Origin of the sequence: Streptomyces griseoviridis (assembly GCF_005222485.1) — a bacterium.
Classification (GTDB): domain Bacteria; phylum Actinomycetota; class Actinomycetes; order Streptomycetales; family Streptomycetaceae; genus Streptomyces; species Streptomyces hintoniae.
Window position 1 is genome coordinate 7,613,912 of the sequence record NZ_CP029078.1, and the last position, 15,578, is coordinate 7,629,489.

At 74.9% G+C, this 15,578-nt stretch carries 12 protein-coding genes; 9 read left to right on the forward strand and 3 right to left on the reverse strand.

Translation table 11 applies throughout. From position 1 onward, the window contains the following. The first annotated feature begins 143 nt into the window (after nucleotides 1–143). From pelF to DDJ31_RS33015, 7 genes are all read left to right on the forward strand, one after another. Nucleotides 144–1,664 (forward strand): GT4 family glycosyltransferase PelF, encoded by a 1,521-nt coding sequence (gene pelF, locus DDJ31_RS32985; RefSeq protein ID WP_127176753.1) that lies wholly within the window; start codon nucleotides 144–146, stop codon nucleotides 1,662–1,664. Then, entirely contained in the window at nucleotides 1,661–3,085 is a 1,425-nt protein-coding gene (locus DDJ31_RS32990) for a hypothetical protein (RefSeq protein WP_127176752.1), read from the forward strand. Before pelF ends, DDJ31_RS32990 begins: the two co-directional genes overlap by 4 nt. Before the next feature lie 59 nt (nucleotides 3,086–3,144). Further along, a complete protein-coding gene (locus DDJ31_RS32995; protein ID WP_127176751.1) occupies nucleotides 3,145–4,146 on the forward strand; it encodes a GDP-mannose 4,6-dehydratase in 1,002 nt (333 codons plus the stop codon). Nucleotides 4,147–4,260: 114 nt separating this feature from the next. Continuing rightward, nucleotides 4,261–4,974: a nucleotidyltransferase family protein gene (locus DDJ31_RS33000; protein ID WP_127176750.1), complete on the forward strand. Its 714-nt coding sequence runs from the start codon at nucleotides 4,261–4,263 to the stop codon at nucleotides 4,972–4,974. A gap of 7 nt (nucleotides 4,975–4,981) precedes the next feature. Continuing rightward, complete coding sequence (locus DDJ31_RS33005; RefSeq protein ID WP_127176749.1) at nucleotides 4,982–5,902, forward strand: NAD-dependent epimerase/dehydratase family protein; 921 nt, start codon at nucleotides 4,982–4,984, stop codon at nucleotides 5,900–5,902. Continuing rightward, a complete protein-coding gene (locus tag DDJ31_RS33010; RefSeq protein WP_127176748.1) occupies nucleotides 5,899–6,561 on the forward strand; it encodes a spherulation-specific family 4 protein in 663 nt (220 codons plus the stop codon). Before DDJ31_RS33005 ends, DDJ31_RS33010 begins: the two co-directional genes overlap by 4 nt. Further along, a complete protein-coding gene (locus tag DDJ31_RS33015) occupies nucleotides 6,558–7,367 on the forward strand; it encodes an endo alpha-1,4 polygalactosaminidase (RefSeq protein ID WP_127176747.1) in 810 nt (269 codons plus the stop codon). The genes DDJ31_RS33010 and DDJ31_RS33015 overlap by 4 nt, the downstream gene beginning before the upstream one ends. On the opposite strand, the gene DDJ31_RS33020 is transcribed toward DDJ31_RS33015, so the two are convergent. Then, entirely contained in the window at nucleotides 7,341–7,700 is a 360-nt protein-coding gene (locus DDJ31_RS33020) for a CU044_2847 family protein (protein WP_127176746.1), read from the reverse strand. The genes DDJ31_RS33015 and DDJ31_RS33020 overlap by 27 nt on opposite strands. A 240-nt stretch (nucleotides 7,701–7,940) precedes the next feature. Between DDJ31_RS33020 and DDJ31_RS33025 the strand changes: the two genes are divergently transcribed. Together DDJ31_RS33025 and DDJ31_RS33030 are read left to right on the forward strand one after the other, a co-directional pair. Beyond that, on the forward strand, nucleotides 7,941–8,150 hold the full coding sequence (locus tag DDJ31_RS33025; RefSeq protein ID WP_127176745.1) for a hypothetical protein: 210 nt from the start codon (nucleotides 7,941–7,943) through the stop codon (nucleotides 8,148–8,150). A gap of 6 nt (nucleotides 8,151–8,156) precedes the next feature. Beyond that, on the forward strand, nucleotides 8,157–10,031 hold the full coding sequence (locus tag DDJ31_RS33030) for an HEXXH motif domain-containing protein (RefSeq protein WP_127176744.1): 1,875 nt from the start codon (nucleotides 8,157–8,159) through the stop codon (nucleotides 10,029–10,031). 10 nt (nucleotides 10,032–10,041) lie between these two features. Here the strand turns inward: DDJ31_RS33030 and fxsT are convergent, their stop codons facing one another. Continuing rightward, the gene (gene fxsT / locus DDJ31_RS33035; protein ID WP_127176743.1) at nucleotides 10,042–14,451 is read right to left on the reverse strand and encodes an FxSxx-COOH system tetratricopeptide repeat protein; all 4,410 of its coding nucleotides are present in this window, start codon (nucleotides 14,449–14,451) and stop codon (nucleotides 10,042–10,044) included. Then, nucleotides 14,448–15,560, reverse strand: a complete 1,113-nt coding sequence (locus DDJ31_RS33040; RefSeq protein ID WP_127176742.1) for an AAA family ATPase — start codon at nucleotides 15,558–15,560, stop codon at nucleotides 14,448–14,450. The genes fxsT and DDJ31_RS33040 overlap by 4 nt, the downstream gene beginning before the upstream one ends. Nucleotides 15,561–15,578: the final 18 nt, after the last annotated feature.

Here is a 15,578-nt window from a genome sequence, read left to right on the forward strand (position 1 = left end):
CACACCAGGGACCGCCACCGGCCCACCCGCGACCCGCCCAGCAGGGTCCGCGGCGACGCACCGGGGCGATCCGTGGTCCCGGCCGCCCACCAGGCGGCCGGGGCCGGCACGACCACCCACACCTCGGCCGTGGAGCACAGACGATGTCCCATCACCGCGGCGCGCGACGTACCGGAGCGACGCGCGTCACCCTGCTCACCGAAGGCACCTACCCGCACAGTCACGGCGGGGTCAGCGTCTGGTGCGACCAACTCGTGCAGGGCATGCCCGACGTCGAGTTCGACGTCGTGGCCGTCACCGGCACCGGCCGCGAACCCGTCGTCTGGGACCTGCCCGCCCATGTCTCGGGCGTGCGGTCCGTGCCGATGTGGGGCGCCCCGCCCGAAGGCAGCCTGCCGCGCGGCCGGGCCCGCCGCCAACTCACCACCGCCTACGAGCAGTTCCTCACCGCCCTGCTCGACCCGCGGGCCGAGGACGGTTTCGCCCCCGCCCTCTACGCCCTGGCGCGCGCCGCGTCCGACGACGCCCTGAGCCCCTTCCTCCGCTCCGACCAGGCCATCACCGTGCTGACCGGGCTGTGGAACCGGCCGGGACTCGCCGTCCGCGAGGCGGGGCCCACCCTGCACGACGCGCTCACCGCGACCGCCCTGCTCGAACACGCCCTGCGGCCACTGGCCGCCCCGCCGCCCGAGACCGGCGTCGCCCACGCGGTCAGCGGCGGGGTGGCCGCCCTGCCGGGGCTCGCCGCCCTCGAACGGCACGGCGTGCCGCTGCTGTTGACCGAACACGGCGTCTATCTGCGCGAGCGCTACCTCGGCTACCGCACCGCGCCCTACCGCTGGCCCGTCAAGGCCGTCGTCCTCGGGTTCTTCCGGCTGCTCGCCGGGGAGACCTACCGCAGGGCCGCCCTGATCACCCCGGGCAACCGCTACAACCGGCTCTGGGAGGAGGAGGGCGGCGCCGACCCCGAGGCCATCCGCACCGTGTACAACGGCGTCGACCCGGCCGCGTTCCCCGCCGCGGGACCCGAACCGCTCACCCCCACCCTCAGCTGGGCCGGCCGCGTCGACCCCATCAAGGACCTGGAGACCCTGATCCGGGCCTTCGCCCTGGTCCGTGCCGAACTCCCGGACGCCAGACTCCGGTTGTTCGGCGGCACCCCGCGCGGCGGCGAGGGCTACCGGGAACGCTGCGAGGCGCTCGCCGCACAGCTCGGCCACGCCGACGCCGTCACCTTCGAAGGCCGCGTCGACGACATCAAGGACGCCTACGCGGCCGGCAACGTCGTCATGCTCTCCAGCATCAGCGAGGGCTTCCCCTTCACCCTGATCGAAGCCATGTCGTGCGGACGGGCCACCGTCTCCACCGACGTCGGCGGGGTACGGGAGGCCGTCGGCGACACCGGACTCGTCGTCGCGCCGCGCGACCCGGCCGCGATGGCCGCCGCCGCCCTGCGCCTGCTCGCCGACGCCCCCCGCCGCAGGGCGATGGGCGAGGCGGCCCGGCTGAGGGTGATCGAGCAGTTCACCCTGCGCCAGACCATCGACACCTTCCGCGCCATCTACCTCGAACTGCCCCACCTCACACCGGAGAAGAAGACCGTGCCCGCACCGGCACCCCTGCCCGCCGCGACCGTCACCGGCACCGGGAGCCTCGCCCTATGAGCGGACCGATGTCCCTGGAGCCGGGCGGCGCCGAACAGGACACGCTCGCGCTGCGGCTGGCCGACGTCAGGCCACCGCGCCGAAGGCCGAGCTGGGCCCGCGGCGCCCTCGACGACACCACCCTCGCCATCCGGCTGCCCAGGCGGGGACCCGACGAGGCGGCGGTCAGCGAACTCGCCGCCGAACTCGCCGACCGCGTCGGACCCGCCGTCCACCCCTACGAAGTGGCCGCGCTCCTGGAGGCCGAGGGCCTCTCCGCCTCCCTGATCAAGGAGCGGTACGGCCACCCCAACCTGTTCTCGCTCGCCGCCGCCCTCTACGAACAGGTGCCCCGCACCTTCCCGCAGCCCGCGCCCGCGGCCGACCCCTGGCGCCCCGACACCGTCCGCTGCCTGCTGCGCGGTGTGCTGTTCGCGCTTCCCGGCCTCGCCTACCTGCTCACCGCACCCCTGTGGAACACCGGCTCGGACGTCCGCGCGCTGATCGTCGCGGGCCTCGTCTCCTGGGCGTGGGGCCAGGCCCTCGGCCACCGCGCCCACCTGCGGATGGCCACCGGACGCCGCGAGGCCGGCCGCACCCTGCTGGCGGGCGCCCCCGCCGGAGCCGCCCTGGCGACGGCCGCCGCCGCCCTCACCGCAGGCGGCGGCCCGGCGACCCTGGTCGCGGCGGCCCAGTCCGCCTACCTGGCCGCCGCAGGCGTCCTGCTGGTGCTGGCCCGGGAACGGCTGCTGCTGGCCGCGCTCACCCCGCTGATCGCGGGCGCCGCCGCCCTGCCCTGGTGGGAACCAGGCACCTTGATCAGGGCCGGCCTCCCGCTGCTCGCGCTGCTCGCCACCCTCGCCGTCACCGCCCACGTCCTGCGCACCGCCCTCGCCGTCCCGGCCGTCCCCGGCGCCACCCGGCCCCGCCCGCACTGGTCCCTGCCCTACGGCCTGTTCGGGCTCGCCGCCGCGACCATGGTGCTGCTCGAAGGGCGCCAGGAACCGTACGCGGTGATCGTGCTGACGGTCTCCATGGGACCGGCCGAGTGGCTCCTCTACCGCTACCGCGGACTGTCCGTCGCCGCGCTGCGCGCCACCGCCACCCCCGCCGCGTTCCTGCTGCGCTCGGCCGGCATCCTCGGCCTCTGCCTGCTCGGCTACCTCCTGCCGCTGCTGCCCGCCGCCCTGCTCACCGGCGCCGACCCGGTCACCCTGCTGCCGCTCGCCGCCACCCTGTGGACCGCGCTGCTGCTCCAGGCGTTCGGCGCCGCCTGGCCACCCGCCGTCATCAGCCTCGCCGCGGCGGCCTGCGCCACCGCCGCCCCGCTCCTCGGCCTGTCGGGCGACGCCGTCGCCCTCGCCCTGAGCTGCGGCGCCGCCACCGGCTGCCTGGTGGCATGCGCGCTGTGGCTGCTCGGCCGCCCCGCCCCGCACGCCTGACCGCGGCTGCCGCCGCACCCCTGCACCTCCGCGCACAACCGACCGGAAGGACACCGCAGTTGACCTCCGCACCGCTCGCCGCCGTCACCGGGGCCGAGGGCTTCATCGGCTCGCACCTCACCGAGGCCCTGGTCGCCTCGGGGCACCGGGTCAGGGCCATGGCCCAGTACAACTCCTTCTCGTCCTACGGGTGGTTGGAGACCCTGCACCCCGACGTCCTCGACCAGGTGGAGATCGTCCTCGGCGACGTCCGGGACCCCGGATCGGTCCGCGGCCTCCTTGAAGGCGCCGACACCGCCTACCACTTGGCCGCCCTGATCGCGATCCCGTACTCCTACCAGGCACCGCACAGCTACGTGGACACCAACATCACCGGCACCCTCAACGTCCTCGAAGCGGTCCGCGGCCTCGACACGCCCCGCCTGGTGCACACCTCCACCAGCGAGACCTACGGCACCGCCCAGACCGTGCCCATCACCGAGGACCACCCCATCAACACCCAGTCCCCGTACGCCGCTTCGAAGGCCGGCGGGGACCGGCTCGCCGACAGCTACCACGCCAGCTTCGACACCCCCGTCGTCACCCTGCGGCCCTTCAACACCTTCGGGCCGCGCCAGTCGATGCGCGCCGTGATCCCCACCGTCATCGGCCAGGTCGCGGCGGGGGAGCGCACCCTCACCCTCGGCGACCTGCGCCCCACCCGGGACTTCACCTTCGTCAAGGACACCGCGCGGGCCTTCCTCGCGGTGGGCACCGCACCCGCCGCCCAGGTCGTCGGACGCACCTTCAACGCCGGCACCGGCGGCGAGATCTCGGTCGGCGACCTGGTCGCGCTGATCGGCAAGGTCATGGACACCGCCCTCGACGTCCGCGAGGACGAGGCCCGCATCAGGCCCGCGGGCTCCGAGGTGATGCGCCTGGTCGCCGACGCGAGCCGGCTCACCGCCGCCACCGGCTGGCAGCCCGGCCACACCCTGGAGGAGGGCCTCGCGCACACCGTGGAGTTCTTCCGCGACCCGGCCAACCTCGCCCGCTACAAGACCGGCATCTACAACATCTGACCCGCCCGGCACGCCCGCGCGGATCCGGGCGGCTCCGCGAACGCCGTCCGCGGAGACCGCGCCCGTCCGCGCCTGTTCGCTCCCGTCTGTGCCCGTCAACGAAGGAGGGGCCCCATGCACGCAGTCATCCTGGCCGGAGGCAAGGGCGTCCGGCTGCGGCCGTACACCACCGCGCTGCCCAAGCCGCTCGTCCCCATCGGCGACCAGCACGCCATCCTGGAGATCGTGCTGCGCCAGCTCTCCACCGCCGGCTTCACCAGCTGCACCCTGGCCATCGGGCACCTCGGCGAGATCATCCGCGCCTACGTCGGCGACGGCTCCCAGTGGGGCCTGGCCGTCGACTACGCCACCGAGGAGAGCCCGCTGGGCACCATGGGCCCGCTGCTCAACCTGCGCCACCGACTCCCCGACACCTTCCTGGTGATGAACGGCGACGTCCTCACCGACCTCGACTACGCCGACGTCCTGAGCCGGCACAGATCAAGCGGCGCCCCGCTCACCATCGCCACCTACGCCCGCAAGGTGCACATCGACTTCGGGGTGCTGACCACCACCGACAGCAAGGTCGTCGCGTTCACCGAGAAACCCAGCGTCGACTACCGCGTCTCGATGGGCGTCTACGGCCTCTCCCGCGCCACCCTGGAGGCGTACACACCCGGACTGCCCCTGGGCTTCGACGAGCTGGTCCTCGACCTGCTCGCCGCCCAGACCCCTCCGCACGCCTACGACTTCGACGGATACTGGCTCGACATCGGACGCCCCGACGACTACGACCGGGCCAACGCCGAGTTCACCACCCGCAAGTCGCTTCTGCTCAAGGGAGCCTGAGCACGTCATGCGCATTCTCGTCCTGGGGTCCACCGGCTACCTGGGCGGCCATGTCGTCGAGCGACTGCGCGCCCTGACCGGCGCGCAGGTGCTCGGCGGCGGCCGCTCGGCCGACGCCGACCACCGCGTCGACCTCGCCACCGCGCGCCCGGAACAGCTGGCGAAGACCCTGGCCTCGGCCGCGCCCGACACCGTCGTCAACTGCGCGGGCGCGACCGGCGGCGACCCCGTCACCCTCGCCGAGGTCAACGCGCGCGGCCCCGCCGTGCTCTGCGCGGCCCTGCGCGACGCCGCCCCGGCCGCCCGCCTGGTCCACCTGGGCTCGGCCGCCGAGTACGGCCCCGGTGTCCCCGGCACCCCGGACACCGAGACGGCGCCCACCAGCCCGGTGGGCCCGTACGGCGCGACCAAGCTCGCGGGCACGGCCGCGGTCACCGCGTCCGGCCTCGACGCGGTGGTGCTGCGGATCGGCAACCCGGTCGGCCCCGGCGCACCGGCCGGCGGACTGCCCGGCCGGGTCGCCGCCCTGCTGCGCGCGGCGGGCCGCGACCCCCGGGCGGTGCTGCGCCTCGGCGACCTCTCCGCCCACCGCGACTTCGTCGACGTCCGGGACGTGGCCCGCGCGGTGGAACGCGCGGCCACCGCCCCGGGACCGCTGCCGCCCGTCCTCAACATCGGGGGCGGCGCCGCGGTGCCGGTGCGGGAGATGGTGCACGGCCTGGCCCGGCACGCCGGCTTCCCCGGCCGGATCGAGGAGTCCGCCGACGGCCCGGACGGCCCGGCCGGCTTGGCCGGCTCGGCCCGTTCGGCACGGGTGTCCTGGCAGTGCTCCGACATCACCGCCGCGGCCGACGCCCTCGGCTGGCGCCCCGAACACACCCTCGACGATGCGCTGGCCGCCCTCTGGGAAGGCGGCGGCACCCCGTGAGCCTGCTGGTCCCGCTCTACGTCCACCCCGCCGAGGACCCCGGCGCCTGGCACCGGCTGATCTCCGCCGCGACCCTCACCTACGGCGTCGTCCTCAACCCCGCGAACGGACCCGGCGAGCGGCCCGACCCCGCGTTCACCGCCGCGGCCGGGGCGCTGCGGGCGGCCGGCGCCCGGCTGCTCGGCTACGTCGACACCGACTACGGCATGCGCGCGGGCGCCGACATCGCCGAGGACCTGCGCAGACACCGGGAGTGGTACGGGGCCGACGGCTGTTTCCTGGACCGGGTGACCGCCACCCCGGAGGCGCTGCCCGCCTGCCGCCGGCTGGTGCGCGCCGTGCGCCGGTCGGGCACCGGGACCGTTGTCCTGAACCCCGGGGTCCACCCGGCGGCCGGCTACGCCCGCCTCGCCGACCTGACCGTCACCTTCGAGGGCCATTGGTCCACGTACGTCTCCGCGTTCAGCCGGCCCGCCTGGACCGCGCGGCAGCCGCCCGAGCGGCTGTGCCACCTCGTCTACGGGGTGCCCGAGGCGCTCGTCCCGCTCGCGGTGCGCACCGCGCACGAGCGGGGCGCGGCCGTCTGCGGCCCCGTCACCGGTGAACCCCCCAACCCCTGGGCCGAGTTGACGCCCGCCCTGACGGGAGCGCCACGATGAGGAAGACCGCACCACTGACCGCCCCGCTGATCGCCCTGCTGCTCGCCGCCGCCTTCCTCGCCGGATGCGCGCGGACCGGGGAGCGGGCGGCGCCCCGCCCGGCCGACGGGCTGTGGAGACCCGGGCCCGGCCTGGCCTGGCAGTGGCAACTGGACGGAAAGGTCACGCCGTCCGCGGACGTGCCCGTCTACGACATCGACGGTTTCGAGAACACGGCGGCCGACGTCGCCCGGCTGCACCGCGACGGCCGCAAGGTCATCTGCTACATCAATGTCGGCGCCTGGGAGAAGTTCCGCCCCGACCAGGCCGACTTCCCCGCCTCCGTGCTCGGCCGGACCAACGGCTGGGCGGGCGAGCGCTGGCTCGACATCCGCAGGCTCGACGTCCTGCGGCCCCTGATGGCGGCCCGCTTCGACATGTGCCGCGACAAGGGCTTCGACGCCGTCGAACCCGACCTCGTCGAGGGGTACGGCAACGACACCGGCTTCCCGCTGACCGCCGCCGACCAGCTCAGGTTCAACCGGATGATCGCGGACCTCGCCCACCGGCGGGGACTCTCCGTCGGCCTGAAGAACGACCTCCCGCAGATCCCCCAACTCCTCGCGCACTTCGACTTCGCGGTCAACGAGGAGTGCGCCCAGTACGGCGAGTGCGCGCGGCTCGCCCCGTTCATCGAGGCGGGCAAGGCGGTGTTCCACGTGGAGTACAAGGAGAAGCCCGCCGCGTTCTGCGCCGAGTCCCGCAGGCTCGGCCTCTCCTCGATGCAGAAGAGGCTGGACCTAGACGTCTGGCGCAAGCCCTGCTGACGGCGCGTCAGGATCGGCCGACCGGCGCCAGGTCACCTGCACCTGGAGGTGGCCCTGCGCGCCGGTGCGGGCCAGGACCGCGCCGACCTCCGCGTCCAGCTGGATGCCGAACTCCACGGTGATCTCGTCGGGCCGCTGCGGCAGTTCGCTCATCCGGCGCAGGGTCGCCGCCGCGGCCCCGCGCACACCCTCCAACGCCGACTCGAAGGAACCCGTCGCCCGCGCCAGCACGTCCGACACACCGGTCGCGTCCACCACACCGCCGTCGAAGGGGTCCATCCGCGCCACCACGGACCCCCCGTCCTCGAGATCGAACCGCAGCAACTCGCCCACGAGATACGCCCCCCGCCCGCTCAGCCGTCGTCCGGACGCGTTCTCTGTGCCCGGCGCCGGGCACCGCGAACCCTCCCCGGCCGCGCCCGCGGTGGCCCGAACCGGCCCTGTGGACGGCCCAGTTCCGGCCCGGGTGGCTGCCGGGTGCCCTTTCGGTGACGCAATCGAGGGGTCAGTATGAGAGGGAGCCCGCGGATGCGAGGCGACCTCTCCAACGCGCCGACTAGGGGGCAGCGGGACGTGACGACTACCGCGACCGAGTTCGAGTCCGATCTGGTCGATCTCAGCCGATGCGGGCTCCACGAGGTGATGACGCTCCACGACCCGCTGTTCGTGGACGCGTTGGACGTCCTGGTGCGGCATCTCGGCGAGAGGTCGGCGTTCCAGAGCGACAGCGGAGGCAGCAACAGCCCGTATCTGGCCGCGGACTGCGACGGCGCCGACCTCTAGCCCGGGATGACCGAGCCGCATGCGGACACCCGAACCGTGCTGGGCCGCCATCGCACGCCCGCGTCCGACCTGGACGACCTCGCCGCGGGCCGCGTCACGCCCGGCGCCGCCCGCCGGATCTGGGCCGTGGAGCGCAGCCGCCGGCTGCTGATGCTGCGCGCGGTGACGGATCTCGCCCGCCGCCGCGTGCCCGCGGGTCCGCTGCCGCCCGACTCCGCGATGGACCTGCTGCTGCGCGTGGACCGGGTCCGCCCCGACATCGTCGCCGAGCTGCTCGAACATCCCGGCACGGGCGTCTGGGCCGTCCGCACCCTGGAGCGGCTGAACTCCGCCGAGCGGCTCCCCGCGCCGGTGCCGCCGCTGTGGGCCGAGGTCGGGTACCTGCACTGCCTCGCCGCCGCCGGGGCGCTGCGCTCCGGCATCGGAGGAACGATTCGCTTACCGGTGCACGACACCCTGGTGACGCTGCCCACCCTGGGCCGCGTCCGCCTCCCCCGCACCCCGCCGCCAGGGCCGCCCGCCCTCGTCACCCTCCGCGTCCCGGCCCCCGGCACGGGCCCCGCGCTGCTGCTCACCGGTGACCGGCCGCTGGCCCTCCCCGCCGACCTGCGCCGCCCGCGCGGCCCGTGGGAGCCGCTGCACCGCATCGCCTGGAGCCCCCGCCCGCAGGACCCGCCGTTCACCCTGGAGGACGCCGACCCCTACCGCGGCTTCAGGGCGGGGCCCACGGCGACGGCCGCCCCCGCCCTGACCGGCCCCGAGACGCGCGGCTGGCACCTGCTGCTGCGCGCCGCGGGCGACCTCCTGCACACCCGCCACCCCCGGGCGGCCGGAATGCTCGCCGAGACGCTGCGGGTGCTGGTGCCGCTGCCCACCGCGCCCCGCTTCCGCACCGCGAGCGCCTCCTACAACGAGGCCGTCGGCAGCGCCCTGCTCTCGCTGCCACGCACCGCGCAGGACCTCGCGGTCACCCTGGTGCACGAGGCCAGGCACTCCGTGCTCAACGGCCTGCTCCACCAACTCGCCCTGATCGAGGGCGAGGAGCCGCTGCTGTACGCGCCGTGGCGCGGCGACCCGCGCCCGCTGTCCGGCCTGCTGCACGGCGCCTACGCGTTCGCGGGCGTCGCCGACTTCTGGCGCGTCGAGCGGCACGCACTGCGCGAACGGGCCGCGGAGCTCGCCCACTTCGAGTTCGCGGTGTGGCGGACGGCGGTCTCCGAGACCCTCGCCGTCCTGCTGACCGCGCCCGGACTGACCGACGTCGGACGGCTGTTCGTGACCCGCCTCACGGCGGAGGCCGCGACCTGGGACCAGGAGCCGGTGCCCGCCCGCCCCGCGGCCCTCGCCCGCGCCGAACTCGCCGACCTGCGCGCGGTGTGGCGGGTCAGGCATCTGCGGCCCGACCCCGCCCTGGCCGACGCCCTGGCCGCCGCCCGGCGCGGCGGCGCCGACCCGCGCACCGCCCCGACGGTCCGCTCCCTGACCCGGCCCGACCCGGGCGCCGTCGTCCCCGACCCGCGCGGCGAACTGCGCAGGCTGCTGCTGGCCGACCCCGACGCCCTGGACCGGCAGGCCAGGGCCGCCGGGTCCGCCGTCGGGCCCGGGGCGCCGGTCGCCGCGGACCTCCTGCTGCTGCGCGGCGCGGCCGCGGAGGCGGTCGACGCCTACCGGACGCTGCTCGCCGAGCACCCCGAGGCGGTGTCGGCGTGGGCCGGGCTCGGCCTCGCCCTGCGCGAGACGGGCGTCCGCACCGCGTCAGCCGCCCTCCTGGAGCGCCCGGAAGTGGTCAGGGCGCTGCACGCGCGGACGGCGCCCGGGGGAGACCCGGTGGAGACCGCCGACTGGGTCGGCAGGACCCCACGGGCACCCGAGCAGGTCTGAACCGCCCCCGCTACAACGGCATCGGGTCGATGTCGCAGTTCGCCACCCGGTGCGCCGCGGCAGCCGCCGTCGCCGGGTGGTCGGCGCCGAGCGTGCGGGTGTACCGGGCGACCGTGTCCGCGTGCAGGGCGTCGGCCTCCTCGGCGCGGCCCAGCAGCCGCAGCCCCGCCGCGAGGTTCACGGACGCGGCCAGGGAGGCCGGGTGGTCCTCGCCCAGCCGGCGGCGGCTGCGCTCCAGGGTGGCGGTGCTCAGCTCGACCGACGCCTGCACCTCGCCCAGTTCGTACAGGTCGGCCGCCAGATTCGTCGCGCAGGCCAGGGTGTTGGGGTGGTCCTCGCCGACCGCGTCGGAAAGGCCCGCGAGCAGCCGGTCGTTGAGCTGCCGCGCCTCCTCGCCGCGCCCGAGCAGCCGCAGGCAGACCGCGTGATTGACCTGCGCGCCCAGGGTGTGCGGGTGGGCGGCGCCGAACAGCCGCTGGTATCCCGCGCAGCCCTGCGCGCTCAGCTCCAGCGCACGCGGCAGGTCGCCGCTGTGCCGGACGTCGACGGAGTGGGCCAGCAACGCGGCCAGGGTGTCGGGGTAGTTGTCGCCGTAGCGGTTGCGGAACATCCGCAGGGCCTTCGCGGACAGCTCGATGGCCTCCGCGTGCCGGCCCGCCCGCCGCTCCGCCACCGCGAGGCCGCGGTACCCGGAGACCGTCGTCGGGTTCTTGGAGCCGTAGTTGTACTCGTAGCGCCCCACCACGTCCTGCTGCTGGTCGCGCGCCCCCATGTACTCGCCCGCCTCCTGCCGGTCGCGGACGACGCCCGCGAGGGTGCCGAGGGTCGACAGGGCGTTCTCGCCGAGCTCCTCCACCTTGCGGCGGTGGGTGTCCCGGTCCAGTTCGAGCGCCTCGCGGAAGTCGCCGGTGAGCCGGAGGTTCAGCGCCACCCGGTGGGCCACGATCAGGGTGGACAGGTCGTTGGGCCCGAACAGCCGCCGGCACGCGTCGAAGCACTGCCGGTCCAGTTCGGAGGCGGCCGTGAAGTCACCGCGCATCCGCAGGTCCCAGGCGAGCATCCCGGTGATCTCCAGGGTCATCTCGTGCTCGGGCCCGAGAGTCTCCGTCATCAGCTCCAGGGTGCGCTGGTCCAGCTCGTAGGCGACCCGGTAGTGGCCGAGGATGCGCAGCGCGTCGGTGTAGAGCTTCGCCGCCATCAGGACCGGCTCGGCCCGCTCGCCGTCGACCGCGTGCCAGGTCTCGTACGCCTGCTTGGCGAGGTCGAGGGAGCCCTGGTGGTCGCCCCAGGTGAACATGTACTGGATCTCGTTCAGGACGAGTTGGCGCACCCACGGGTCGGTGGACTCCACCGCGCGACTGCTGAGGACGTGCGGCAGCAGCTCGCCGTACTGCTGCCACTGGCCGGAGTCGGAGGGAGCGCCCGGGTCGCCCTTGGCGAGCAGCCGGTGGGCGCCGTTGCGCATCTGCTCCTTGAGGCTGTCCGGCATCTGGTTGATCAGCACCCGCTGCACCAGCCGGTGCAACTGGATCGTGTTGGTGGTGTGGTTGATCCGGGCGAGCGCGTACCGGTTGATCTCCCGGATGGCCCGGCCGAGCCGGATCGGGTCGCTCAGCGCGGCGGCGAGTTCGGGCGGCACCGGGGCGTCGCGGACGCCGGTCAGCAGCCGCCTGGAGATCGGCTCGGGCGCGAAGAAGGCGCACACCTGGAGGAGTTGGAGGGCCGCGGGGTGGTTCTTCTGGAGCCGGTCGAGGGAGACGTTCCACGCGGCGGCCACCGACAGGGGGTAGTCGGGGGGCGGGTCGCTGACCATCAGGTCGGCCGCCTGCCGTTCGAACAGGCGCAGGTACTCGTCGGCCGGCATGCCGGTCTCGGAGAGCCAGACCGCGGCCTGCTCGATGCCGAGCGGCAGGTCGCCGAGGGTCTCCGCCAGCCGGTTCGCGGTGTCGTCGTCGAGGTTGGGGGCGCGCAGCTGGAGCAGTTCGCGGCTCTCCTCGCGGGCGAACACATCGACCTCGAGCGGGCGGGCGGCGGTCGCCCACTGGGCATTGCGGGAAGTCACGAGAATGCGTCCTGGGCCGTTGGTGGGGAAGAACTCGCGAACGGCTTCGGGGACCTCCGCGTTGTCGAAGACGAGGAGCCAGTTCTTGTACGGCTCACCCACCCGCAGCGCCTCGATGACGGCGGGGACGGCGGTGTTGGCCTCGCCGGTGCCGACGTCGAGGCCCAGCCGCCTGGCCAGCTCCACCAGCACCTGCCGGATCTGCTGGGACTGCTCGGCGGGGATCCACCAGACCACCTGGTACTCGTGCAGATGGCGGTACACGTACTCGACCGCGAGCTGGGACTTGCCGACCCCGCCCATGCCCTGGAGGGCCTCGGGCAGGACGGCGGTGGTGCCTTCCTGGAGCCGCCTGTGCAGGTCTTCGAGCAACTGTTCGCGTCCGGTGAAGGCGCGGTTCCGTGGGGGCACATGGCCCCAGACGGGCGGCGGTTTCCGTGTCCCGTCGCCCCTTGTCGTCGCGGCATCGGACCGCACGCCCGTCACGGACACGTTCCCTCCATCGTCCTCGGGTGCTCCTGCCTCGCCCTCCACCGGCGGGCGAGTCGGGGTCTCGCCGAAGGGGAGGTCGGGGGTCGGAGCGCTGAAATCTTCGCCCTGTGTATCACTGTTGTGACGCTGAGTCTCCACCGGCGCGGGCGGCGGTACCGCTTCCTCCCCGTACCGCAGCCGCCGGTGCAGCAGGGTCGCGGCGGCGGTGTGCCGCCCGTCCAGCGCGGTCAGCGCGGGCAGCACCGGGGTCAGCCAGCTCCGGACGCCGTCCAGCGGGAGCCGCGCGGCACCGCCCGGATCGGTGACGAGGTCGCGTACCTGGCGCAGCGCGCCCCCGGTGGCACCCGGAACCGTGTTCGCCAGGTGGTCGAAGGCCACCCGCACAGCCCGCGCGGTCTCACCGCGGGTGCCCTCGGCCAGCAGCTCCTGCCGCAGCCCCGCCGTCGCGAACTCCAGGTCGACCCGGGCGGGGCCCGGCACCTCGGGGGCGTCCGGATCGCCGGGGGAGGGCAGCAGCAGCCCGCTCACCAGCAACTCGGCCAGATGCCACGGCCTGGCCTCGGGGAGCAGGGTGTGCCGCAGCAGCTGGAGGATGGTCAGGTTGAGCGGGATGGCGGCACCGAGCTGCGCCAAGTGATAGGCGGTGGGGCTCAGTTGGGCCCGCAGTCGACGGGCGTGGTCGGCCGCCGACAGCGGCTGCGGCGGGGACGGCGGCCGGGGCGGCAGCGTCGGGCCACCGGCGGACACCGGCAGCACCCGCATCGTGAACTCCGCGGGCCGCTCGTGCCGTACCAGCCGCGCCCACTGCCCCACCCCGTCGGGCGTCAGCTCGACCACCGGTACGGCGAGCCACGGCGGCTGCCGCTCCTCGGGGAACCCGGGCAGCGCGAAGTCGTCCGGACGGTGCCACCAGCGGGCGTTGGCGGCGGCCGGTCCTGGACTGCGCAGCCGGGTGCGCAACGGCACCGTGGGCAGCCGCGCCCACAGATGCTCGGGAAGCGTGCTGACGACGGCCGTGGGCATCGTCGCGGCCCAGCGGGCGAGCCGGTGGTGGGCGCTGCCGTCCCGCCAGTGGTGCGCGTACATGTCGGTGAGGACCAGCACCAGTTGCCGGTCGGACCGGCCCGGGACGCCGCCGCGCCGACCCCGGCCGGTCCCGTCGGCCCAGCGGCATACCCGGACGTCACGGAAGGCGCCCGAGCCGAGCAGCACCGCCTCGAACTGCCGCACCATCCGCGTCCACAGGCCCATCGAGAGGCCGCTGTCGACGACCAGCGTCAGGGACAGCCAGCGCTCCGGCGCCGGCCTGAAGCACGGCAGCCAACTGCCCTGCTCCGCGCGGGACTCGGCGGTCGCCTCCTCGTCCAGCAGCCGAACGCGCGCCGACGGCAGCCGCAGCCGCAGCGGACGCAGCGCCCGCTCGATCGGCCGGGACGCCTCCAGCGCGGGACGGGCGGCCGCCCTGGACCACAGGGGGCGCGCGACGGCGTCGAGCGCGACCCGCGCGGGCACCGGGGCGGGCGGCCCGACCGGCGCCGGCGCCCCGACGACCTCCTGCCCACCTCCGGGCTCAGGCCCGGACACCGCCGCCTCGGGCGGGAGTTCGACGGCGGGCGGCTCGGCGGCGGCGTCGAGGGCGGTGCCCGTGCCGTCGACGCTGCCCGTGCCGTCAGCGGTGTCGCTGCCGTCGGCGGTGGACGGACGCGCCGTGCGCGCGGCGCGGGTCCGTCGGTCGATCTGGGCGGCCAGCCAGACCACCTCGCCCGCGGCGTGCGCGGTCAGCCGCGCGCACACCTCCCCGCGCGAGGCGACAGCCGGCGCGCTGCCGTTGCTCGCCCTGCCGCGGCGGGAGGGCGGCAAGGTCATGCAGAACCAACTTCGTCGAGCCGTTGCCAAAGCGCGTGCAGGAGTCCGTTCAGCGCGCCCTCGCCCGGACCGCCGGGGGAGAGCCGCAGGTACTCGGCGTTCAGCAACTGGTCGGCCGCGAGGGTGCCGCCGGTCAGCGCCCGGGACAGGAAGTCCCGGATCATCAGCGCGCGTTCGTCGCCGTCGCCCTCGGTGAACTGCGCCGCCAGCATCTCCGCCAGCCGGTCCGCGTCCGGCGGCGGCATCTCCAGCGTCAGACAGCGCCGCAGGAACGCGGGCGGCAGCGAACGCTCGCCGTTGCTGGTGATCACCACGAACGGGAAGGCGCGGCAGCGCACCCGGCCGTGCCGCACCACATGGGTGTCGTCCGGGTCGTCGGTGTGCACCGCCACCTCGGGCAGCCGCGCCCGCACCCGGGACAGCTCGGGGATGCGGAACTCGCCGTCCTCGAAGGCGCCCAGCAGATCGTTGGCGAGATCGGTGTCGGCCTTGTCGAACTCGTCGACGAGCAGCACCCGGGGGGTCTCCCTCGGCAGCAACGCCGTTCCCAGCGGGCCCAGTTGGATGAAGTCACCGAGGGACGAGCCGTCCGCGCCCGGTCCGGGGCCCTCCGGCGGACCCGGGACGCCGAGCGCGTCACGGGCGGACGCCTCCTGCACCCGGCCGATCGCGTCGTAGCCGTACAGCCCCTCCTTGAGCGTGGACTTGCTGGTGATCGTCCAGCGCAGCACCCGCCCCAGGCCCAGTTCACGGCTGACCCGGTGCGCCAGGCTCGACTTGCCCACCCCGGGAGGGCCGGTGACCAGCAGCGGACGCCGCAGGAAGAGGGCCGCGTTGACCAGGTCGGTCTCCTCGGCCGACGAGGCGCGCACCCCGGCGCCGGGAGCGCCCAGACGGCGGCGGATCTCCGCGTCGTCACGGGGGACGGGCCCGGAGGCGAGGGGAGCGCCGTCGAAGTCCCGCCACGGCGGCGGGGGCGGCAACTGCTCGATGAGACGGCCGTCTCCGTCCGGTTCGCCGGTACCCCGGTAGATCCACCAGTCGTCGGCCCGGCCGGTGGGACAGGACGCGCCCTCGGCCACCCGCGGCTGCCGCGATTCGCCGCTCATAGCCACCCCCTCTCCCAC

Coding starts and splice junctions, on each gene's coding strand:
- pelF (WP_127176753.1), top strand. CDS start 144: ATGTCCCATCACCGCGGCGCGCGACGTACCGGAGCGACGCGCGTCACC.
- DDJ31_RS32990 (WP_127176752.1), top strand. CDS start 1,661: ATGAGCGGACCGATGTCCCTGGAGCCGGGCGGCGCCGAACAGGACACG.
- DDJ31_RS33000 (WP_127176750.1), top strand. CDS start 4,261: ATGCACGCAGTCATCCTGGCCGGAGGCAAGGGCGTCCGGCTGCGGCCG.
- DDJ31_RS33005 (WP_127176749.1), top strand. CDS start 4,982: ATGCGCATTCTCGTCCTGGGGTCCACCGGCTACCTGGGCGGCCATGTC.
- DDJ31_RS33015 (WP_127176747.1), top strand. CDS start 6,558: ATGAGGAAGACCGCACCACTGACCGCCCCGCTGATCGCCCTGCTGCTC.
- DDJ31_RS33030 (WP_127176744.1), top strand. CDS start 8,157: ATGACCGAGCCGCATGCGGACACCCGAACCGTGCTGGGCCGCCATCGC.
- fxsT (WP_127176743.1), bottom strand. CDS start 14,451: ATGACCTTGCCGCCCTCCCGCCGCGGCAGGGCGAGCAACGGCAGCGCG.
- DDJ31_RS33040 (WP_127176742.1), bottom strand. CDS start 15,560: ATGAGCGGCGAATCGCGGCAGCCGCGGGTGGCCGAGGGCGCGTCCTGT.